Genomic DNA, 21,499 nt, shown 5'->3' with positions numbered 1-21,499 from the left:
AGCTTTGGGGAGAACAATGAGCGTGAAGGACGCGCTGCGCGAGCAGCGGATCGAGACGCCGTCGTGGGCGTACGGCAACTCCGGCACCCGGTTCAAGGTGTTCGCACAGCAGGGAGTTCCGCGCACGCCGTACGAGAAGATCGACGACGCCGCGGTGGTGCACCGGCTCACCGGCATCGCGCCGACCGTCGCGTTGCACATCCCGTGGGACAGGGTCGACGACTACGGCAAGCTCGCCTCCTACGCACGGGACCGGGGTGTCGCGCTCGGGGCCATCAACTCCAACGTGTTCCAGGACGACGACTACAAGCTCGGCAGCGTCTGCCATCCGGACGCGACGGTGCGGCGCAAGGCGATCGGGCACCTGCTGGAGTGCGTCGACATCATGGACCAGACGGGGTCGCGCGACCTCAAGCTGTGGTTCGCCGACGGCCTCAACTACCCCGGCCAGGACAACATCCGCGCCCGCCAGGACCGGCTCGCCGAGGCGTTGCGGGAGACCTACGACCGGCTCGGTTCCGATCAGCGGATGCTGCTGGAGTACAAGCTCTTCGAGCCCGCCTTCTACGCAACCGACGTGCCGGACTGGGGCACGGCGTTCGCGCACTGCCTGCAGCTGGGCGAACGGGCGCAGGTCGTGATCGACACCGGGCACCACGCCCCCGGCACGAACATCGAGTTCATCGTGTCGTTCCTGCTGCGGGCGGACAAGCTCGGCGCGTTCGACTTCAACTCGCGCTTCTACGCCGACGACGACCTGATGGCCGGGGCGGCCGACCCGTTCCAGCTGTTCCGGATCATGCACGAGATCGTGCTGGCCGACGCGCTGAAGCCCGCCGCCGGCATCGCGTTCATGCTCGACCAGTGCCACAACCTGGAGCCGAAGATCCCGGCGATCATCCGCTCGGTCCTCAACGTCCAGGAGGCCACGGCGAAGGCGCTCCTCGTCGACCACGGCGCGTTGGACGCGGCCCAGCGGTCCGGTGACGTGCTGGAGGCGAACGCCGCGTTGATGGACGCCTACAACACCGACGTGCGGCCGCTTCTGCGGGAGCTGCGCGAGGACATGGGACTGGATCCCGATCCGATGGCCGCGTACCGGCGATCCGGGTACGCCGAGCAGATCGTCCGGGAACGAGTCGGTGGCGAGGCCGCCGGGTGGGGTGCGTGATGGAGCAGGTCCAAGCGCTGCTGGGGCGGAGCAACCGGCTCGGCGCCGATCCGCGCAACACCAACTACGCGGGTGGCAACACCTCGGCCAAGGACCAGGCGCCCGACCCGGTGACCGGGCAGCCCGTGGAACTGATGTGGGTCAAGGGATCCGGCGGTGACCTGGGAACGCTGGAGGAGTCCGGGCTCGCGGTGCTGAGGCTCGACCGGCTCCGCGCGCTGACCGAGGTCTATCCGGGCGTGGAGCGCGAGGACGAGATGGTCGCCGCGTTCGACTTCTGCCTGCACGGCAAGGGAGGCGCGGCGCCGTCGATCGACACGGCCATGCACGGCCTCGTGGACGCCGCGCACGTCGACCACCTGCATCCGGACGCCGGTATCGCGTTCGCGACGGCGGCGGACGGCGAGGCACTGGTCAAGGCGTGCTTCGGCGAACGCGTGGCGTGGGTGCCGTGGCGGCGGCCGGGTTTCCAGCTGGGCCTGGACATCGCGGCGATCAAGCGGGACAACCCGCAGGCCATCGGCGTCGTCCTGGGCGGGCACGGCATCACCGCGTGGGGTGCGACGAGCGAGGAGTGCGAGGCGCACTCGCTGGAGATCATCCAGACCGCGCAGCGCTACCTCGACGACCACGGCCGCGCCGAGCCGTTCGGACCGGTGGTCCACGAGCCGCTGTCCCCGGAGGAGCGGCGGGTGAGGGCAGCCGAACTCGCGCCGGTGATCCGCGGTCTGGCCTCCACGGACAGCCCCCAGGTCGGCCACTTCACGGACTCGGACGTGGTGCTGGACTTCCTGTCGCGGGAACGGCATCCGGAACTGGCCGCGCTCGGCACGTCGTGCCCCGACCACTTCCTGCGCACCAAGGTCCGGCCGTTGGTGCTCGACCTGCCGCCGAGCGCGCCGGTGGCGGACGTCGTGGAACGCCTGCGACACCTCCACGCCGCCTACCGCGAGGACTACCGGGCCTACTACGAGCGGCACGCCGAGCCGGACAGCCCGCCGATGCGCGGCGCGGACCCGGCCGTCGTGCTCGTGCCGGGCGTCGGCATGTTCAGCTTCGGCAGGAACAAGCAGACCGCAAGGGTGGCGGGCGAGTTCTACGTGAACGCCATCAACGTCATGCGGGGCGCCGAGTCGGTCTCGCGGTACGCGCCGATCGACGAGCGCGAGAAGTTCCGCATCGAGTACTGGTCGCTCGAAGAGGCCAAGCTGCAACGGATGCCGAAGCCCAAGCCGCTGGCCACCCGCGTCGCACTCGTCACCGGTGGCGGTTCGGGCATCGGCCGGGCGGTCGCCGAACGGCTGGCGGCCGAGGGTGCGTGCGTCGTGGTCGCCGATCGCGACGCTGAGAGCGCGCGTGAAGTCGCTTCGGGCATCGGTTCCCCGGACGTGGCGGTGCCGGTGACCGTCGACGTCACGGACGCGGCGGGCATCGCCGAGGCGTTCCGCGCGGCGGTGCTCGCGTTCGGCGGCGTGGACCTGGTGGTCAACAACGCCGGCCTGTCGATCTCCAAGTCGCTCGACCAGACGACCGAGGCCGACTGGGACCTGCAGCACGACGTGATGGCCAAGGGTTCGTTCCTGGTCTCGCAGCAGGCCGCCAGGGTCATGCGCGCTCAGGGCATGGGCGGCGACATCATCTACATCTCCAGCAAGAACGCGGTCTTCGCCGGCCCGAACAACGTCGCCTACGGAGCGGCGAAGGCCGACCAGGCGCACCAGGTGCGGTTGCTCGCGGCCGAGCTCGGCGAGGACGGCATCCGCGTCAACGGCATCAACCCGGACGGCGTGGTGCGCGGCTCCGGGATCTTCGCCGGCGGCTGGGGCGCCCAGCGCGCCGCCGTCTACGGCGTACCGGAGGAGAAGCTCGGCGAGTTCTACGCCCAGCGCACGTTGCTCAAGCGCGAGGTGCTGCCCGACCACGTGGCCGCGGCGGTGTTCGCGCTCACAGCGGGCGACCTGTCGCTCACGACCGGCCTGCACGTGCCGGTCGATGCCGGCGTCGCCGCGGCGTTCCTGCGATGACGGCGGTCGCGGCCGTCGACCTCGGTGCGTCCAGCGGCCGGGTGGTCCGCGGGGTCGTCACCGACGGCCGCGTTCACATCGAGGAGGTGCACCGGTTCGCCAACGGCCCGGTGCACCGGCACGGCTCGCTGCACTGGGACCTGCCCGGCCTGTACCGCGAGGTGCTGGCCGGGCTTCGGCTCGCCGGTGAGGTCGGCAGCATCGGCATCGACAGCTGGGCGGTCGACTACGGCCTGCTCGACGCGCGGGGCGAGTTGCTCGGAGATCCCGTCTGCTACCGCGACTCCCGCACCGACGGGATCAAGCCGGCCGACGGCCTGTACGAGATCAACGGGCTGCAGTTCCAGCCGTTCAACACGATGTTCCAGCTCATGGCCGAACCGCTGCTCCCCCAGGCCTCCCAGCTCCTGCTCATCCCCGACCTGATCTCCTACTGGCTCACCGGCGAACGCGGCGCCGAGTACACCAACGCCACCACGACCGGACTGATCGACGTCCGAACAGGACAGTGGTCGCCCGAGCTGACCCGTGAACTGCCGGGCCTCCTCCCGGCGCTGCGCCGGCCTGGCGACCTCGCCGGCACTTACAACGGAGTCCCGGTCATCGCGGTCGGGTCGCACGACACCGCGTCCGCCGTGGTGGCCGTTCCCGCCGAGACCGATCGGTTCGCCTACATCTCCTGCGGCACCTGGTCACTGGTCGGCGTCGAACTCCCCGAACCCGTGCTCACCGCCGAAAGCCGCGCCGCCAACTTCACCAACGAGGGCGGCGTGGACGGCACGGTTCGCTACCTCCGCAACGTGATGGGCTTGTGGCTGCTGCAGGAATGCCTGCGGTCCTGGGGCGCCGAGCTCGAACCGTTGTTGCGCGAAGCCGCGCACGCGACCGGCTCGGTGTTCGACCCCAACGACCCGGTGTTCCTCCCACCCGGCGACATGCCCGCCCGGATTCAGCAGTGGTGCGGGAAGAACATGACTCGCGCCGAGATCGTCCGGTCCATCCTGGACAGTCTCGCGCTGGCTCACCGCGACGCCATCGCGGACGCGCAGCGGTTGTCCGGCAAAGAAGTCGAAGTCGTGCACGTCGTCGGTGGCGGCTCGCGCAACGAGTTGCTCTGCCAGCTCACCGCCGACGCGTGCGGCCTGCCCGTCGTGGCGGGCCCGGCCGAGGCGACCGCGCTGGGCAACGTACTGGTGCAGGCACGTGCCGTGGGCGCGGCCGACGGCACGCTGGCCGACCTCAGGACGCTCGTCCGGCGTTCACAAGCTTTGCGGCGTTACCTCCCGCGATGATTCTTCGCGGGAAGTTTCGAAAATTATTCGTCTGGCCCTGCGGATTGACTCTCGTTCGCGCGCACCCCTAGGTTCGTTGCCAGAGATCGTGTTCTTTCCTTTCCACTCCTTTCGAGAGGAACGTGAGAGATGCGCAGGCGTTCGTTTCTCGGTCTGGCTGCCACCGGTGCACTCGTCCCCACCGTCGCCCGGGCTGATGCCAGGCGCGAACGCTGGGTCACCACGTGGACGTCGATGCCACAGCTGACGGAACCGCACAACATGCCACCGCCGCCGTTCACCCAGGACAACCTCGTGCTGGCGGACGCCACGCTGCGCCAGACCGTCCAGGTCTCGGTGGGCGGGCGGCGGATGCGGTTGCGGTTCTCCAACGCGTTCGGCGGGGCGGTGCTGCCGATCACCGCGGTCACCGTCGCACTGCCGGTGGACGGCCGCGCGGGCGTCAGCGGGGTCCAGCCGGGCACGGTCCGGCGGGTGACGTTCAGCGGCAGGCCCTCCGCGGACGTTCCGGTCGGCGCACTGGTCCTGTCCGACCCGCTCGGCTTCACCCTCGCGCCGGGCACGAACCTCACCGTGACCGTCTACCTCGCGAGCGGCCAGGCGTCTGCGGCGATCACCTCGCATCCCGGCTCCCGCACCACGTCGCACCTGGTGGCGGGCAACCACGTCGACTCCCCGGACCTGCCGGGCGCGGTCCCCACCGACCACTGGTACTTCCTCAGCGGCGTCGAGGTGCGCGCGGAGGCCTCCAGCCTGGTCGTGATCGGGGATTCGCTGACCGACGGCCGCGGTTCGACCACCAACGGCAACGACCGCTGGCCCAACCAGCTCTTCGACCGGTTGCGCGGCAAGGACATCGCGGTCCTCAACCAGGCCGCGGGCGGCAACCGCGTGCTCAACGACGGCCTCGGTCCCAGCGTGCTGGCCCGGCTGGACCGCGACCTCCTCGCGCAGAGCGCCGTCCGGTGGCTGATCCTCTTCGAGGGGGTCAACGACATCGGCACGGCCGCCGCGACCGAAGCCGCCCAGAAACAGGTGGCCGACGACCTGATCGCCGCCTACCAGCAGATCATCGACCGCGCACACGCACACGACATCCAGGTCTACGGCGCCACTCTGCTTCCGTTCGGCGGCAGCGGTTACGACGATCCCGGCGGCTTGCGGGAGTCGGCCAGGCAGGCCGTCAACCGCTGGATCCGCACGAGCCGCCGCTTCGACGCGGTCGTCGACTTCGACGCCGCCGTGCGCGATCCGGCCGAACCGCGGCGACTCCTGGCCGCCGCGGACGTCGGTGATCACCTGCACCTGAACCCGACCGGCTACCGGATGCTCGCGGAGGCCGTGCCGATCCGCCTGTTCCGGTAGCGGCGGCACTTCGCGGTGCTGCCGGCCTCAGGAAGCCGGTACGGCGGTCGCAGCAGCTGCGGCGCTACCTCCCCCGGTGAACCTCCACCTCCCGTGCGGCACCTTCACCACCGCGACACCGCTGGAATGCGGCACGTGCACCTCGGCGGTCGACCCCACCGGCACCTCGACGGTCAGCCTCAGCACGCCGTCGACCTTCGCCCACGCCACGCTGATGCGTCCGCGCACGCTCTCGAACTCGAACCGCGCCCACGACAGGGCGGTCGCGGAAGGCCGGACCGTGAACGTCCGGTAGCCCGCGTCGCCCGGCCGCAGACCGGCGACGTGCTCGTACAGCCACTGCGCGATGGTGCCCTTGAAGTAGTGGTTGCGCGAACGGGTGCCGGTGTCCCACATCTCCCACATGGTGTCGGCGCCGTTCGAGAACCAGTGTCCCCAGCTCGGGTACGACCGCTCGGTGGCCATGGCGTGCGCGACGTCGGCGTGTCCGTTGTCGCCCAACGCCTGCAGCAGCACGCTGGCACCGAGGCAGCCGACGTTGACGTGGTTGCCGTTCGCCCGGACCTCGGCGGCCAGCCTGTCCGCGACGGCCTGGACGGAGCCGGCGGGCACCATGCCGAAGGCGAGCGGGATCGCGTTGGACGTCTGCCGGTAGTCCGTGTCCTTGGCGGTGCGGTAGTAGCCGTCCAGGAACGCCTTGTTGAACGCTGACAACAGGCTTGCGGCCACGTCGCGGTACCGCGGGACGGGCTTGCCGATCACGTCACCGAGTTCGGCGGTGTGCAGCAGGGCCCGGTAGAGGTACGCGGTCGCGGTGAGCCGGGTGTCCTCCGGCGGGATGCCACCGGAATCTGGCGGCAGGAAGTCGCCGAGCGCGGTGACCGCGAGGCCGTCGCGCAGTCTGCCGATCTCCCAGTCCAGGTAGCGGGTGAGCACCGGCCAGTGCTGCTCCGGCAACCGGTCGTCGCCGTAGATCCGGTACATCTCCCGCAGCACGAACGGGTACACGGTCGTCCACTCGGGAGCGGGCGCGAGTTCGCGGTAACCCCAGCCGCCGCTCGGCACGATCACCGGTAGCTGACCGGCCGCGTCCTGGCTGTCCGCGAGGTCGCCGAGCCACTTCGTGAAGAACTTCGCCATGCCGAACTCGGCGAGCATCGACGGCGCGCCGACCTGGGCGTCACCCGTCCAGCCGTTCTTCTCGTAGGTCGGGGTGTCGGTGGGGATGCCGTGCAGGTTGTTCGCGACCGTGCGGCGCATCGCGGCGTCGTACTGCTCGAACAACGGCTCGGAGCAGCGGAACGTGCTGACCTGCGGCACGTCCGAGTGCACCAGGCGGCCGACCAGCTTCGGTGCCGCCGTCAGGCCGGTCACCTCGACGTAGCGGAAGCCCTTGTAGGAGAACTTCGGCTCCCACGTCTCCGTGCCGCCGGCACAGACGTACTCGTCGAGCTGGATGCGGCCACCGCTGACGTGACCGTTCTCCATGTGAACGCTGCCATCGGAGTTCAGCGTCTCACCGTGCTTGAGCCGCACCACCGTGCCCGCGGGAGCGGTGACGGTGAGCTGGGTCCAGCCGGACATCGTGCGGCCCATGTCGGCCACGAAGACACCGGGCTTGAGCACGCTCACAGTCGGTGTGACGGACTCGATCACGCGGATCGGTTCGTGCTCCTGGGCTTTCAGCGTGCCCTTCGGTGCCGGCCTGACGGAGGTGCGCTGCCACGCGCCGTCGTCGAAGCCGGGTTTCGTCCAGTCGCGCGGGGCGAGGCGGGCGTCGTAGGTCTCGCCGGTGTAGAGCGAGTTCGACACCGTGGGGCCGTCGGTCAGGCGCCACTGACCGTCCGACGTGACGGTCGTGCGCGTGCCGTCCGGGTGGTCGATCTCCAGCTGCGCCAGCAGTTTCGGCTCGTCGTGCCACGGCGGCCGCTCCCACCGCCACACGTTCGGCGTCTTCATGCCGTAGAAGCCGCGGCCCAGTGTCACGCCGATGGCATTGCGGCCGTTGCGAACCAGGCTCGTGACGTCGTGCGTCGCGTACAGGACCGTGTTGTCGTAGTCGGTGAAGCCGGGGTCGAGCACGCGATCGCCGACACGGCGGCCGTTGATCTCGGTCTCGTGGTAGGCGAGGCCGCTGACGTACAGCCGTGCGCGCCTGACCGGCTTGGTCAGCGCGAACTCTCTGCGCAGCAACGGTGCCGGCTGCTCCTTCACCGTGACGTTCGCACCCCACGGGCCCTGGCCGTACGGGTCGAGAACGGTCGCCGGAGCCCACGCCGAGTCGTCGAAGTCCGGGGTCTGCCAGCCGGCCTGCTCGGTCTCGGCGACCTTCCACCCCGGTCCGGTGACGACCTCGCGCTGACCGTCGGGAAGGTCGACCAGGAGGCGCAGCAGGAATCCGGCCGGTCCCGCCGACCTGTTGGTGGCGCGGGCGGCCAGCACGATCCGCCGGCCGGCCAGGCGGGTCACATCGGCGCGTTGCCCGACCTTCCAGACGTCGACCTGCTCGGGCACGTGCAGAACCTCGGACCCGTTGACGTACAAGGTGAAGTCGTCGTCCGCCGTCGCGACGAGCCTGGCCCTGACCGCGTCCGCGGGAAGGTCGACCGAGGTGCGGAACCATCGGCTCTCGGGCGGTGTCGAGGCCGACCAGATCCACCTCGCGCCGGTGAAGGCGATCGACGTGTCCGCGGCACCGATCCACCGCGCCTGCCACGGCGTGCCGAGCAGCGCCGTCTCCCACCAGTTCGTGGTGCTCCACGCCGACGGCCGGTTCGCGCCGTCCCACACCCGCACGCGCCAGTGGTAGCGGGTGCGCGGTTTCAGCTCCTTGCCCGCGTAGGCGACTCCTGTGGTGCGGTCGGAGCCGACCTTGCCGGACTGCCAGACGTCCGCACGTCCGGGCGCGGTGCCGACCTCGACCTGGTAGGCGGTCTGCCGGGCGCCGGTGCCGTCGGCCGCGAGCACCCAGCCGAGCCGGGGCGCGGTGACGTCCGTGCCCAGCAACGTTTCCGCGTACTCCACGGTCGTGCGCACCACGCGCACCCCACCCGCCCGCTCCTGCGGTGCGGCGTGTGCCACCCCGACCGGCAGCGCGGTGGCGGTCAGCCCGACCGCCGACGTCCTGAGGAACACCCGTCTGCGCACGTCGCCTCCACCTTCGTCGCTGGATGAAACGTTTCAATCGCGGCAGCGGGCCCAGCGTGTTGGGTACGCGGAGGTGTGTCAAGGCACACGACAACAGGCTGTCCGCAATCGGACAGCCTGTTGAATCGTGCAAACGCGGACTCAGGCGGTCGTGCAGGTGCTCCCGTTGAGCGTGAACGTCGACGGCGCCGGGTTGGACCCGCTGAACGTGCCGTTGAACCCGATGGTCGTCGACGCGTTCGGCGCCAGTGCGCCGTTCCAGGTCAGGTTGGTCGCGGTGACGGCGGCACCGGACTGGGCGAACGTCGCGCCCCACCCGGGCAGGGTCACGCTCTGACCGTTCGCGTAGCTGAAGGCCAGCGTCCAGCCGTTGATCGCGCTCGTGCCGGTGTTGGTGATGGCGATGCTGGCGGTGAAGCCGTTGCCACCGCCCCAGTTCTGACCCGAGTAACCGACCTTGCAGGTACCGGTGCCACCACCCGCGCCGGTCGTCGCCGACGCGATGCCGGAACTCGCCGACACGTTGCCGGCCGCGTCCTTCGCCCGCACCTGGTACCGGTAGGTGGTCGACGGGGTCAGGCCGCTGTCGGCGAACGAGGTCGTCGCCGTCGAGCCGACCTGCGTGAAGGAGCCGCTGCCCACGGCACGGAGCACGTCGTAACCGGTGACGCCGACGTTGTCGGTCGAGGCCGCCCAGTTCAGCGTCAGGCCGGTGGACGTGACGCCCGACGCCGTCGGCGTGCCCGGCGTCGACGGCGGCTGGGTGTCACCCGGACTGCCGCCGTAGATCGTGGCCTCCTTCGAGGTCTGCCGGATTCCGTTGGCGCCGTTGAGGATCCGCTGACCCCACGGGGTCAGGCTCGCCGGGTCGAAGGAGTTGACCATGTCGAGGTACGCGACGTCGCTGCTGTTGCCGCTCCACGACCAGCCGAGGTAACCGAGGCCGCGGGCCTGCGCCTGGGCCAGGATCGTGTCCTCGTCCGGGTCACCGTCGCTGTGGTTGTGCCCGAACTCCCCCACCACCAGGGGCAGACCCGCCGACTTGAACGAGTCGAAGTAGGCGTTGACCTTGTCCGCGGTGTTGTAGACGCCGTACATGTGGATGGAGAACACGGTGTTGCGCTGCGGATCGGCGTTCAGCACCGAAGCCGCGTTGTCGCGCATGATGTTGCCCCAGTCCTGGCCCCACATCGGCGCGTCCGCCATCAGCAGGTGCTGCAGGCCGGCTCCGCGCAACCGGCTGATCGCGCTGCTCGTCGCACTCGCCCACGTGGCACTGGCCTGGGCGTTGTTGCCGAACGGCTCGTTGCCCAGGTTGATGACGACGTAGTTCTCCTGCCCCTTGAGCGCGCTCGCCACGCTGATCCAGTAACTGGCCGCCTGGTCGAGGGTCGCCGCCCCGCTCTGCTCGCCGTACCCGGTGGTGTCGTGGACTTCCAGCACGCAGATCAGCTTCGACTGCTTGCACAGCCCGATGACGCTCCCGACCTCCGCCGCCGGGGTCGGGCCCCACCGCTGACCGCTGCCGAGCACGACGCGCACCGTGTTGGCGCCGAAGGACTTGATGTCCGCGAACGCCCTGGTCTGCGACTGGTACCAGACGTGGGCGTGGTTCACGCCGCGCATGACGAACGGGGTGCCGTTGCCCTCGACGACCTTCGCGCCCTCGACGTGCAGACCCACCGCGGCCGGGGGTTCGGCCCCCAGTGCGGCCACGACCGCCGGGTACCAGCGGCTCTCGATCTTCTGGATACCGGTGGTGGTGTTGGGGTGCACGCCGTCGGTGGTGTCGGCCGCGGTGCTGAACCCGGTCCACTGGTCCACCACCGTGATCGGCGAGGCCGCCGTGCTGTTCGCCCTTGCCCAGCCGGGAATCGCGGCGTTCAGGTCCACCACCCGCTGCGCGCACGCGGAGCAGTTCGACGGGTTCATCGGGATGATCTGGGCGACGACCAGCTTGATCGCCGGGTTGCTCGCCCGCATCTGACCGAGCAACGTGCTGTAGGCGCTCAGGATCGTGTTCGCGGGGATGTTGTTCCAGACGTCGTTGGTGCCCAGGTGCATGAGCACGACGTCCGGCCGGGCCGAGGAGAGCCAGCCGGGAAGCTGGTTGTCCCGCGCGATGTTCGTCGCGAGGTACCCGCCGTGGCCCTCGTTCTCACCGTCGTAGGTGAAGCCGCAGCCCGGCGCCGGCAGTGAGCCGACGAAGTCGACGTCGGTGTGCCCGGTGTCCTGCAGGTGTTTCCAGAGCAGCGCCCGCCAGCAGCCCGGAGAGCCGGTGATGGAGTCACCGAGCGCCATCACTCGGGTGGGAGCGGCGGCGTTCGCCGCGGCGGGAGCGATGACCACACAGGCCGCCAGCAGCAGACCGGTCACCACCGCTCGGAGAAATCGCAAGGTCACAACGACCTCCAGGGGAAATGTTCGGCTGATACGAGGAATTCTGGGAGCGCTCCCGGAATTCGGACACTAGCCAGCCGATCACCCGAGGACACCGCCGAGTGGCCCACCGCCGGAGCCTGTCCGGTGTGGACAGGCTGCTGACGTCGGGTTTGTCCTGCCGGACAACCTCTGTCACACCGTCGAAGGATTCCGTCGAATCTTTCGCGAACAGTCACCAGACGGTTGACGGCCCCACTCCGCCACCCCAGTATGTCAGCGCTCACATCATTATCAGAACGGCCTTTCCTCGAAAACATCCTGCAAAGCGGAAAGTGAGCCTGCAACAACGATGTTAACGTTCACACGCTTCCTCGTCCTAGCGGTCGCCCTGAGCACCGTCACCGCGTTCGGGGGCACTGCTGCCTCGGCCGAACCCGCCGTCGTCCACAACCAGGTCCGGGTGCCGTCCGCACCGATGGGCTGGGCCTCGTGGAACACCTTCTTCGAGAACATCGACCACAACGTGATCAAGGCGCAGGCCGACGCGCTGGTGTCGTCCGGGCTGGCGGCCGCCGGCTACCGGTACGTCAACATCGACTCGGGCTGGTGGAAGGGGACCCGTGACAGCGCGGGCGACATCACGATCGACGAGGCCCAGTGGCCCGGCGGCATGAAGGCGATCGCCGACTACATCCACGGCAAGGGCCTGAAGGCGGGGATCTACACCGACGCGGGCAAGAACGGCTGCGGCTACTACTTCCCCACCCCCGGTCCTCCGCACGCCGGCACCGGTAGCGAGGGGCACTACGAGCAGGACATGCTGCGGTTCTCCCAGTGGGGCTTCGACTACGTCAAGGTCGACTGGTGCGGCGCCGACGTCGAGAAGCTCGACGCGCCCAGCACCTACCGGGCGCTCAGCGACGCCGCCGCCAAGGCGAGCGCGACCACCGGACGTGAGCTGGTGCTGTCGATCTGCGAGTGGGGCAAGAACGACCCGTGGAACTGGGCGCCGGGCATGGCCCCGTTGTGGCGCACCGGCACGGACATCGTCTTCGCGCACGAGACCCCGTCGATCGACATGGTCTACGAGAACTTCGACAAGAACCAGCGGCCGACCGCTCAGCACACCGGCTACTACAACGACCCGGACATGATGATGATCGGCATGCCCGGCCTGTCCGCCGCGGCGAGCCGGGTGCACATGAGCCTGTGGGCGGTCGGTGGTTCGCCGATGCTGCTCGGCAACGACCTGACGAAGCTGAACGACAGCACGATCTCGGTGCTGACGAACCGCGAGGTGCTCGCCGTGGGCCAGGACCCGCGCGGCCTGCCCGCCGTCGAGGTCGCCGAGGACGTCCGCGACCAGCAGGTCTACGCGAAGGTGTTGTCCGGCAACGGACGCAGGGCGGTGACCCTGCTCAACCGGACGTCCTCGGCGGCCACCACGACGGTCAGGCTGGCCGATCTCGGCCTGGCCGGTCGGACGGCGGCCGCGCGGAACCTGTGGAGCGGCGTGGCCACACCGATCACCAACGGCAGCCTCAGCGTCACGGTTCCCGCGGGTGACGCGGTGATGCTGTCCATCGCCGGCACGGAGGCGAGCGCCGCCACCTACCCCGTCGTGAACTCCCGCGCCACCGGCATCACCGCCAAGACCGGCGGGCTGGCGGTCGCCACGTTCGAGTACACCAACGGCGACCGCGTCGCCCGCCAGAGCACCCTGCAGGTCAACGGCGGTCAGATCCCCACGACGCTCGCACTTCCGCCGACGCCCGGGGGCACCGTGTCCGCGATCGTGTCGCTGGCGAAGGGGACCAACTCCCTGACGGTGTCCGGAGCCGGGGTGACGGCCGTCGAGGTGCGCGAACTGCCCGGCACGGCGGGCACCGAGCTGATCGGCTCGCAGTCCGGCCGGTGCGCCGACATCAACGGCAACACCATCACCAACGGCACGCAGGCCCAGTTGTGGGACTGCAACGGCGGCGAGCAGCAGACGTTCACGCACACCGCCCGCAAGGAGCTCGTGGTCTACGGCAACAAGTGCCTCGACGCGTGGGACCACGGCACCACCAACGGCACGAAGGTGGCCATCTACGACTGCACCGGTGGCACCAACCAGCAGTGGAACGTCAACGCCGACGGCACCATCACCGGCGTGCAGTCCGGTCTCTGCCTCGACGCCTACGACGCCGCGACGGCCAACGGCACGAAGCTCGTGCTGTGGACGTGCAACGGCGCCGCCAACCAGAAGTGGACGCGCAACTGATGATCAGACCCCTGCTCCTGATCCCCGTGGTGCTGGCGGCGCTCGTCACGCCGGCACACGCCGCCACCGGTGGCAGCTTCGAGGTGCTGACCTACAACGTGGCGGGTCTGCCGGAGCCGCTGTCCTCCGGCGACCCCGCCGTGAACACTCCGTTGATCAGCCCGCGTCTCGCGCCCTACGACGTCGTCAACGTCCAGGAGGACTTCAACTACCACGCGGCCCTGTACGCGGGCGACAACCACGCCCACCGCACGCCCACGACCGGTGGCGTCCCGTTCGGCAGCGGCCTGAACACGCTGTCGCACAGGCCCTACAGCGATCTCGAACGCACGAAGTGGTCGTCCTGCAACGGCACGGACTGCCTCACGCCCAAGGGGTTCACCTACCAGCGGGTCACGCTGGCGGCCGGGGTGACCGTCGACCTGTACAACCTGCACCCCAACGCGGGCGTCGAGGCCGCCGACCTGGCCGCGCGCAGGGCGAACATCACCCAGCTGTCCCGCCACATCGCCGCGCACTCCGCGGGCAACGCGGTCATCGTCATGGGCGACACCAACACCCGCTACACCCGCGAGGCCGACAACATCCGCGAGCTGGTCACCACCAACGGCCTGACCGACGCGTGGGTCCAGCTCGAACGCGGCGGCCAGGCACCCGCGGCGGGCACCCCGGCACTCGTGTGCGACCCGGCCGCGGTCACCGACTCCTGCGAGGTGGTCGACAAGATCCTCTACCGCGGCAGCAGGCAGATCACGCTGACCGCACGGGACTACCGCAACGACAACGCGGCCTTCCTCGACGCGCAGGGAAAGCCGCTGTCCGACCACTACCCGATCGCCGCCCGGTTCGACTGGACGGCGGACGAGAACATCCAGCTCAGCGCCGAAGCCGGTGGTCCGCACGGAAGCCCGTTCACCGACATCGCGGCGATCGACCTCGGTGCCGTGCGCACGCTCACCTTGCGCGGTGGCAGCAGGCTGGACCAGGTCGCGGCCACGCTCACGAACGGCACCACGCTCACCCACGGCGGCTCTGGCGGCACGGCCACGTCCCTCACGCTCGAGCCGGGTGAGCACTTCGTGTCCGCGAAACTGAGCCAGAGCAAGTACAACGGTCACACGCGGGTGTTCTCGGCCGCCTTCACCACCAACCGCGGGCGCACGCTCTCGGCGGGGCAGCCGACCGGGGAAACGCTCACCGCCACCGCGCCCGCGGGCTGGCGCATCGCCGGGTTCACCGGCCGGGCGGGCACCGAGATCGACCGGCTCGGGGTGATCTTCGTGCCGGCCTGAGCGCCCCGCTTCGCAGCGGTGAAGCCGACGTCCGCGCCCCGCACACCCGTGCAGGGCGCGGACGTTCGTCACCGCGGGACGAGCTTCTCGCCGAGCATCAGCTGGACGTCCGGCCGGACCGTCACCTCTGCCGCATGTCCCTGGCACGTCACGACAACTGTCTTCTCACCGTGCAGGGCTCGCAACGCGACAGCCTTCAACTCCCCTGCGTCCCACCACAGGTCGACCACCACGCCGCCCCGTGCCCGCAGTCCGCGCACCACCCCGGTCGGCCACGCCGAGGGCAGCGCGGGCAGCAGGCGCAGCTCGCCGGTGTGGCTCTGCAGCAGCATCTCCGCGATCGCCGCGGTGGCACCGAAGTTGCCGTCGATCTGGAACGGGGGGTGCGCGCACAGCAGGTTGCGGTACACCCCTCCCCCGTGCGGGCTGCCGTCCGTCGCCTCCGTCAGCAACATCGACAGCACCGTGTGCGCCCGGTCGCCGTCACCGAGCCGTGCCCACAGCGCGGCTTTCCAGGCCAGCGACCAGCCCGTGCCCGCGTCTCCCCTGGCGACGAGCGCACGCCGTGCGGCCTCGGCGAGTTCCGGGGTGCGCACGGGGTCGATCTGGTCACCGGGGTAGAGGCCGAACAGGTGCGACACGTGCCGGTGGTCCGGCTCCGCGTCGGGCACCTCGTCGGCCCACTCCAGCAATCCGCCGTGCGAGCCGATCGGCGGTGGCGGCAGCACGATCTTCCGCACCTCGTCCACCACGTCGTCGCGCAGCCCCAGCACCTCCGCGACCTCGACCAGACCGGCGAACAGGTCCGCCGTCAACGCCAGGTCCATCGTCGAGCCGACACCGACCGCGACCGGCTCTCCCCCGGCCAGGTAGTGGTTCTCGGGTGACGTCGACGGCGCCGTGGTGAGCACTCCGTCGCGCGAGACCAGCCAGTGCAGGCAGAACTCGGCCGCCCCGCGCAGCACCGGCCACGCGTGGTCGCGCAACCAGCCGACGTCACCGGTGAAGGCGTAGTGGTCGCGGAGATGCCGGCACAGCCACGCCGCGGCCATCGGCCAGTTCGCCCACGCCGGGTCCCCGTCACCATCACCGACAGGGGTGGAGAGGCACCACGGGTCGCTGTTGTGGTGCGCCACCCAGCCCGGCGCGCCGTAGAGCGCCTTCGCCGTCGCCGCACCGGGTCCGGACAGCCGTGCGACGAACTCCAGCAGCGGCTCGTGGCACTCGGGCAGGGCGGTGACCTCGGCCGGCCAGTAGTTCATCTGCAGGTTGATGTTGAGCGTGTAGTTGCCGCGCCACGGCGGATCGGTGTGCGGGTTCCAGATGCCCTGCAGGTTCGCGGGCAGCGTGCCCGGCCGGGAGCTGGTGATCAGCAGGTAGCGGCCGTACTGGAACAGCAACGCCGGCAACGCCCGGTCGGGCCGCGCGATCCTCTCACCGGTCGGCAGGTCCGGCACCGGGCCCAGCTGGAAGCTCACCCGGTCGAACAACGTCCGGTGGGCTTCGACGGCCTGGTCCCGGAACGTCACCCAGCCCAGGCCGCGGGCCTGGTCGACCCGCTCGACCGCCACGCGGGAGCACTCGGCGGGATCGTCCACCGGCGCGGCGCCAGGCCCGCGGTAGCCCGTCTCGGTGGTGACGTAGACCGTGTCGCCGTCCACCGCCACGACCGCCGCCCAGGCCATTCCGGACGGCACCACGCCGCGCACCCCCGTGATCCCGCCGGGCGAGGTGAAGTGCTCGCCGGGCAACGACCCGCGCAGAACCGGACTCACGGCGGCACCGGTCACCCGCAGCGCCAGGACGTGCAGGTCAGCGTGGCACACGGCCTCGCGCCGGACCTCCGTCTCCCCGGTCCGGCAGGAGACCGAGTACACGCCGGTGCGCAGGTCGAGCTCACGCCGGTAGGCCTCGGCCTGATCGGGTCCACCGGCGAGCGAGAGGTCGGCCAGCGGCAGGTACTTCGCGGTGTCCGGCCCCTGAACGCGTCGCAGCACCTCTTCGGCCGCACGAGGTGAGCCGGCCAGCACGTGCGAACGTGCCTGCTCCACCAGATCCGGATCACCGGACGGCGCCGGCAGCGGCGACCCGGTCCACAGCCGGTCGTCGTTGAGCTGCACCAGTTCGGTGCCGACGCCGCCGAAGCACATCGCGCCGAGCCTGCCGGTGCCCAGCGGCAGCGCTTCCTCCCACGCCGCGGCGGGGGCCTCGAACCACAGCCGGGTCATCGCGGCACCACCAGCGCGCCGGCACCTCGACGGTCCGCGGAGGCGATGACGTCGATTCGACTCGTTCGACAGCTCTTCCGTCGAACGGCGCGCTCGATTCGACGATTGATGTGGAAAACGCTTTCCGCATTGTGCAGCAACACATTCAGCCCTTGCTTCCGGTGCCGGGACGGTTCATCGTAGCCGTCGTGGATCTGCGACGAGGGGTTCTGCTGCCGTTGGTGTGCACAGCCGTCCTGGCGGGGCAGCTGCCGGCTTCCGCGCACCCCTCACCCGGTGAGCGCCTGGACCGGGGGCTCGTCGCGGCGTCCGTCGAGGGCGGCGTGCACCTGAGCTGGCGCCTGCTCGGCCAGGAAGCCACCGGCGCCACCGCCACCGGCCTCTCCGGACCCGGCTTCGCGGTCTTCCGGGACGGGAAGCGCATCGCGACCGTCACCGACAGCACCACGTACGTCGACACCGGCGCGACACCTGGTGCGCGGTACCAGGTCGCTCCTGTGCGGCGCGGTGTCCCGCTGGGGCGCAGCAGGCCCGTGACGGCGTGGGCGGCGTCCCACCACGACCTTCCGCTGCAGAAGCCCGCTGACGGCGTGACGCCGGCCGGTGAGCGCTACACCTACTCGGCCAACGACGTCAGCGTCGGTGACGTGGACGGCGACGGGCGGTACGAGTACGTCGTCAAGTGGGATCCCAGCAACTCCAAGGACGTCTCGCAGGTCGGCTACACCGGACCGGTGTACCTCGACACGTACCGCTTCGACGGCACGCTGCTGCACCGGGTCGACCTCGGCGTGAACATCCGGGCGGGCGCGCATTACACCCAGTTCCTGGTCTACGACTTCGACGGTGACGGCCGCGCGGAGCTGATGACGAAGACCGCGCCGGGCACTCGTGACGGCCGCGAGCGGTTCATCACGATGCCGCGCGAGGACGTGCGCGCCGGGTACCGGCACACCGACGACTACCGGCTCAGCCCGGAGGGCTATCGCAACCACCTCATCGGCGTGTTCCGCGGCTGGGACTCCCATCCCGAGGTGGCCGCCGGCCGGTGGCCCGCGACGCTGGAGCAGGCGTTCGGCATCGAGCAGCGGTACACCTACCCCTTGTCCACAGAGGACGCCGCCGCGTTGGCCGACCACTTCATCGACGTCTACGCGCCGTCCCGCAGCGCCAACAACAAGCTGCGCCAGTTCGCCGGTTTCATCGTCGACGGCCCCGAGTACCTGACCGTGTTCGACGGCGCCACGGGACGCGAGCTGCAGACCGTCCGCTACGAACCCGGCCGCACCGACGACGGGCTGATGTGGGGCGACTACGCGATGCCGCGCATCGAACCCGGCAACCGCGTCGACCGGTTCCTGTCGGGAGTCGCCTACCTGAACGGCAAGCGGCCGTCCGCGATCTTCGCCCGCGGCTACTACACCCGCTCCACGGTCGCGACCTACGACTGGGACGGCAGGCGGCTCAAGAAGCGCTGGCTCGTCGACAGCGGCTGGGTGCCGATGACGAACCCGTTCCGCGACTCCCCGCACGGCCGCGACGGCACAAATCCGAGTCATGCCGAGCTCACGACGCAGGGCTCGCATTCGCTGAGCGTCGCCGACGTGGACGGCGACGGCAGGCAGGAGATCATCTACGGCGGCGCGACGCTCGACGACGACGGCTCGCTGAAGTACAGCTCGGTCGGTGTGCTGCCACCGGGCAGCGTGGAACCGGGAGCCACGGTCCGGGTCGGTCACGGTGATGCCCTGCACGTCACCGACATCGACCCGAACCGGCCCGGTCTCGAGATCTACATGGTCCACGAGGGCGCCCGCTCCGCGCCGTACGGCTACGCGCTGCGCGACGCCCGCACCGGCGCGACGATCTACGGCGCCTACTCCGGGATGGACACCGGCCGGGGCATGATCGGCGACGTCCGCCCCGACGTGCCCGGCATCGAGACGTGGGCGTCCATGCCGAACGGCTCGGACTCCGCGGGCACCTGGAGCGCGGACGGCAGACGGCTCGACACCCGTTCTCCCGGAACGAACATGAGCATCCGCTGGGCCGGTGACCTGACCACCCAGATCGTGACCGGTGCCCAGGACGTGACACCGGCCGTCGAGGACTGGCGGCGCGGCACGCTGCTCACCGCCACCGGAACGCGCACCAACAACGGCACCAAGGGAAACCCGTCGCTCGTGGCCGACGTGTTCGGTGACTGGCGCGAGGAACTGGTCGTGCGCACGCAGGACAGCACGGCCCTGCGCTTCTACCTCAGCACCGAGCCGACGAACCACAAGATGTACACGCTCATGCACGACCGCCAGTACCGCGTCGAGGTCGCCCGCCAGCAGACCACCTACAACCAGCCGTCGTACCCGGGCTTCCACCTCGCCTCGGACGTCGACTGGTCGCGCGTTCCCCTGCCCTCGCACCGATTGGCCGGATCATGATCAAAGGACTTCTCGTCACGGTGGTGGTGCTCATGAGCACCGCGGTTCCGACGGCGTCCGCCGCCACCACGAGCTCGCCCACCGACCCGAACGTCAAGTACTTCGGCCGCTGGAACACGAGTTCGTCCAGCGCCTACGTCTCCGAATGGGCGGGCGCCTACCTCGTCGTCGGCTTCACCGGCCGGACGGTGAAGCTCAAGCAACGCCGCGCGATCGACTTCTTCGTGAGCATCGACGGCGGACCCGACGTGTCCTATGTGAATCGAACCGGCACGGTGGACCTCACTCCGACGCCGCTGGTAGCGGGCAACCACACCCTCCGCGTCTCCTACCGCCCGATCGCGGGCTCCTACAAGGGCGACGCGGTGTACCAGGGCATCGAGATCGACACCGGCGCACGCACGTTCGCGCCCACCGTGCCGTCGAAGATCATCGAGTTCGTCGGCGACTCGATCACCGTCGGCCAGCAGTCGTCGAAGCAGGCGCTCACCGCGTACGGCTGGCTGACCGGCGAGAAGCTCAAGGCCGGCCACACGCAGATCGCGGTGGGCGGCGCGTGCCTGCACCCGGCGGCGGACGGGTGCCTGAGCATGCGGGAGGGCTTCCTGCGCACCGGCCTGGCGCTGAACGCGCCCGCGTGGAACTTCGCCCGGTACCGGGCGAACGCCGTCGTGATCAACCTCGGCACCAACGACGTCGGCCACAGCGTCACCAAGGACGAGTTCCGCTCCTCCTACGTCACGCTGCTGCGGCGTGCGCGGGAGAAGTACCCGACGGCGGCGATCTTCGCCCTCGCGACGTTCCGCAAGCGGTACGTGCCGGAGACCCAGGCGGCGGTGAAGACGCTCACGGACGGCGGCGACCGCAACGTGCACTTCGTCGACACGCTGGGCTGGATCAACGAGGCCACCGACACGACGGACAACGTGCATCCGAACGACCAGGGCCACCGCAAGATCGCCGACCGGCTGGCACCGATCGTGGCGGCCAGGATCTAGGGCACTCGACTGGATCACCAGCCGATCCGGCGCAGGTCCCGCACCTCGGGTCGGGCCTGGAATCCGGCAGCGCGGTAGGTGGCAGCGGCTGCGGTGTTGGCGCCTTCGGCGCACACGGTCGCGCTGGACGCACCCATGTCACGCAGGGCCGCCGCGGCGGCGGTCGCGATCGCCCTGCCGTGACCGTGTCCCTGGTGATCGCGGTGCACGCCGAGGGGTTCGATCAGGCCGGGTTTTCCCGGGCCCGCCGACCAGACGGTCGTGGCCGCCACCGCCTCGCCCCGGTCGTCGTACCCGACCAGGCATCGGGCATCGGCGTACGGCGTCCCGGCGGCCATGGCCCGCCACCGCTCCACGCTGAACTTCGACCCGTCGAACGCCCCGCGGTGCACCGCGACCCGGTCCTCGACCCGTTCGGGGCCGACCACCTCGATCCGCACGCCGCTGTTCGCCACGGGCTCGCTCAGGTCGCACACCATCGGGATCCACGGCTCATCCAGTTCCCAGCCGTCCTCTTGCAGCACCTCCCGGAATCGGCCCTCCCAGAGCGCCTCGACATGGGCCTTGTCCGTCGGCAAGACGCCGCGTTCGGGCCTTGTCACGTCGTCGGCCATCTGCCGGGCGAGCGCTTCGTCCTCTCGCGCTTCCGGCTCGATGGCCAGCCGCACCAGGTCGGGGCCGTCGACCAGGCCGACGCCGAGGATCCGGCCCTCACGACGCCATGTTCGCAACGCCGCGGCGGTCACCTCCGAACCGAACTGCCAGTAGAAGCCGACGTCCCCCGAATGCAGCTGCATCGGGGTTCCTTCGCGCCGCCACTCCGCCAGAGCGCGGACGACCTCGTCCAGGTCGTCAACACCCGGCGTGCTCAACAAGACGGACATCACGTGATCAAA

General features: G+C 70.0%; 12 protein-coding genes. 8 read left to right on the top strand and 4 right to left on the bottom strand.

The genetic code is table 11. The features are described from left to right. Positions 1-16: 16 nt before the first annotated feature. The 4 genes from rhaI to SK571_RS20135 all read left to right on the top strand — a co-directional run bounded on the left by rhaI (position 17) and on the right by SK571_RS20135 (position 5,852). Complete coding sequence (gene rhaI, locus SK571_RS20150; RefSeq protein WP_319985632.1) at positions 17-1,171, top strand: L-rhamnose isomerase; 1,155 nt, start codon at positions 17-19, stop codon at positions 1,169-1,171. Further along, on the top strand, positions 1,171-3,195 hold the full coding sequence (locus SK571_RS20145) for a bifunctional aldolase/short-chain dehydrogenase (protein ID WP_319985631.1): 2,025 nt from the start codon (positions 1,171-1,173) through the stop codon (positions 3,193-3,195). The genes rhaI and SK571_RS20145 overlap by 1 nt, the downstream gene beginning before the upstream one ends. After that, positions 3,192-4,487: a rhamnulokinase gene (locus SK571_RS20140; protein ID WP_319985630.1), complete on the top strand. Its 1,296-nt coding sequence runs from the start codon at positions 3,192-3,194 to the stop codon at positions 4,485-4,487. The genes SK571_RS20145 and SK571_RS20140 overlap by 4 nt, the downstream gene beginning before the upstream one ends. Before the next feature lie 129 nt (positions 4,488-4,616). After that, a complete protein-coding gene (locus tag SK571_RS20135) occupies positions 4,617-5,852 on the top strand; it encodes an SGNH/GDSL hydrolase family protein (protein ID WP_319985629.1) in 1,236 nt (411 codons plus the stop codon). A gap of 27 nt (positions 5,853-5,879) precedes the next feature. On the opposite strand, the gene SK571_RS20130 is transcribed toward SK571_RS20135, so the two are convergent. Continuing rightward, the gene (locus SK571_RS20130) at positions 5,880-8,999 is read right to left on the bottom strand and encodes a family 78 glycoside hydrolase catalytic domain (RefSeq protein WP_319985628.1); all 3,120 of its coding nucleotides are present in this window, start codon (positions 8,997-8,999) and stop codon (positions 5,880-5,882) included. A gap of 141 nt (positions 9,000-9,140) precedes the next feature. Continuing rightward, a complete protein-coding gene (locus tag SK571_RS20125) occupies positions 9,141-11,402 on the bottom strand; it encodes a cellulase family glycosylhydrolase (RefSeq protein WP_319985627.1) in 2,262 nt (753 codons plus the stop codon). 328 nt (positions 11,403-11,730) lie between these two features. On the opposite strand from SK571_RS20125, the gene SK571_RS20120 reads away from it, so the two are divergent. Together SK571_RS20120 and SK571_RS20115 are read left to right on the top strand one after the other, a co-directional pair. Beyond that, the gene (locus tag SK571_RS20120; protein ID WP_319985626.1) at positions 11,731-13,647 is read left to right on the top strand and encodes a ricin-type beta-trefoil lectin domain protein; all 1,917 of its coding nucleotides are present in this window, start codon (positions 11,731-11,733) and stop codon (positions 13,645-13,647) included. Continuing rightward, entirely contained in the window at positions 13,647-14,939 is a 1,293-nt protein-coding gene (locus SK571_RS20115; RefSeq protein ID WP_319985625.1) for a jacalin-like lectin, read from the top strand. Before SK571_RS20120 ends, SK571_RS20115 begins: the two co-directional genes overlap by 1 nt. A 68-nt stretch (positions 14,940-15,007) precedes the next feature. On the opposite strand, the gene SK571_RS20110 is transcribed toward SK571_RS20115, so the two are convergent. Further along, positions 15,008-17,167, bottom strand: a complete 2,160-nt coding sequence (locus SK571_RS20110; RefSeq protein WP_319985624.1) for a glycosyl hydrolase family 95 catalytic domain-containing protein — start codon at positions 17,165-17,167, stop codon at positions 15,008-15,010. 188 nt (positions 17,168-17,355) lie between these two features. Here SK571_RS20110 and SK571_RS20105 point away from each other — a divergent pair, with 188 nt between their 5' ends. Together SK571_RS20105 and SK571_RS20100 are read left to right on the top strand one after the other, a co-directional pair. Next, on the top strand, positions 17,356-19,605 hold the full coding sequence (locus SK571_RS20105) for a rhamnogalacturonan lyase (RefSeq protein WP_319985623.1): 2,250 nt from the start codon (positions 17,356-17,358) through the stop codon (positions 19,603-19,605). Between the two features lie 32 nt (positions 19,606-19,637). Next, the gene (locus tag SK571_RS20100) at positions 19,638-20,603 is read left to right on the top strand and encodes an SGNH/GDSL hydrolase family protein (protein WP_319985622.1); all 966 of its coding nucleotides are present in this window, start codon (positions 19,638-19,640) and stop codon (positions 20,601-20,603) included. A gap of 14 nt (positions 20,604-20,617) precedes the next feature. Here SK571_RS20100 and SK571_RS20095 read toward each other — a convergent pair whose 3' ends face one another. Then, positions 20,618-21,487: a GNAT family N-acetyltransferase gene (locus SK571_RS20095; RefSeq protein WP_319985621.1), complete on the bottom strand. Its 870-nt coding sequence runs from the start codon at positions 21,485-21,487 to the stop codon at positions 20,618-20,620. Positions 21,488-21,499 lie beyond the last annotated feature (12 nt).

Origin of the sequence: Lentzea kristufekii, from assembly GCF_033949925.1 — a bacterium.
GTDB classification, from domain to species: domain Bacteria; phylum Actinomycetota; class Actinomycetes; order Mycobacteriales; family Pseudonocardiaceae; genus Lentzea; species Lentzea kristufekii.
The sequence above is the reverse complement of the archived record's forward strand: the minus strand, read 5'-3'. Positions and strand labels throughout refer to the sequence as shown.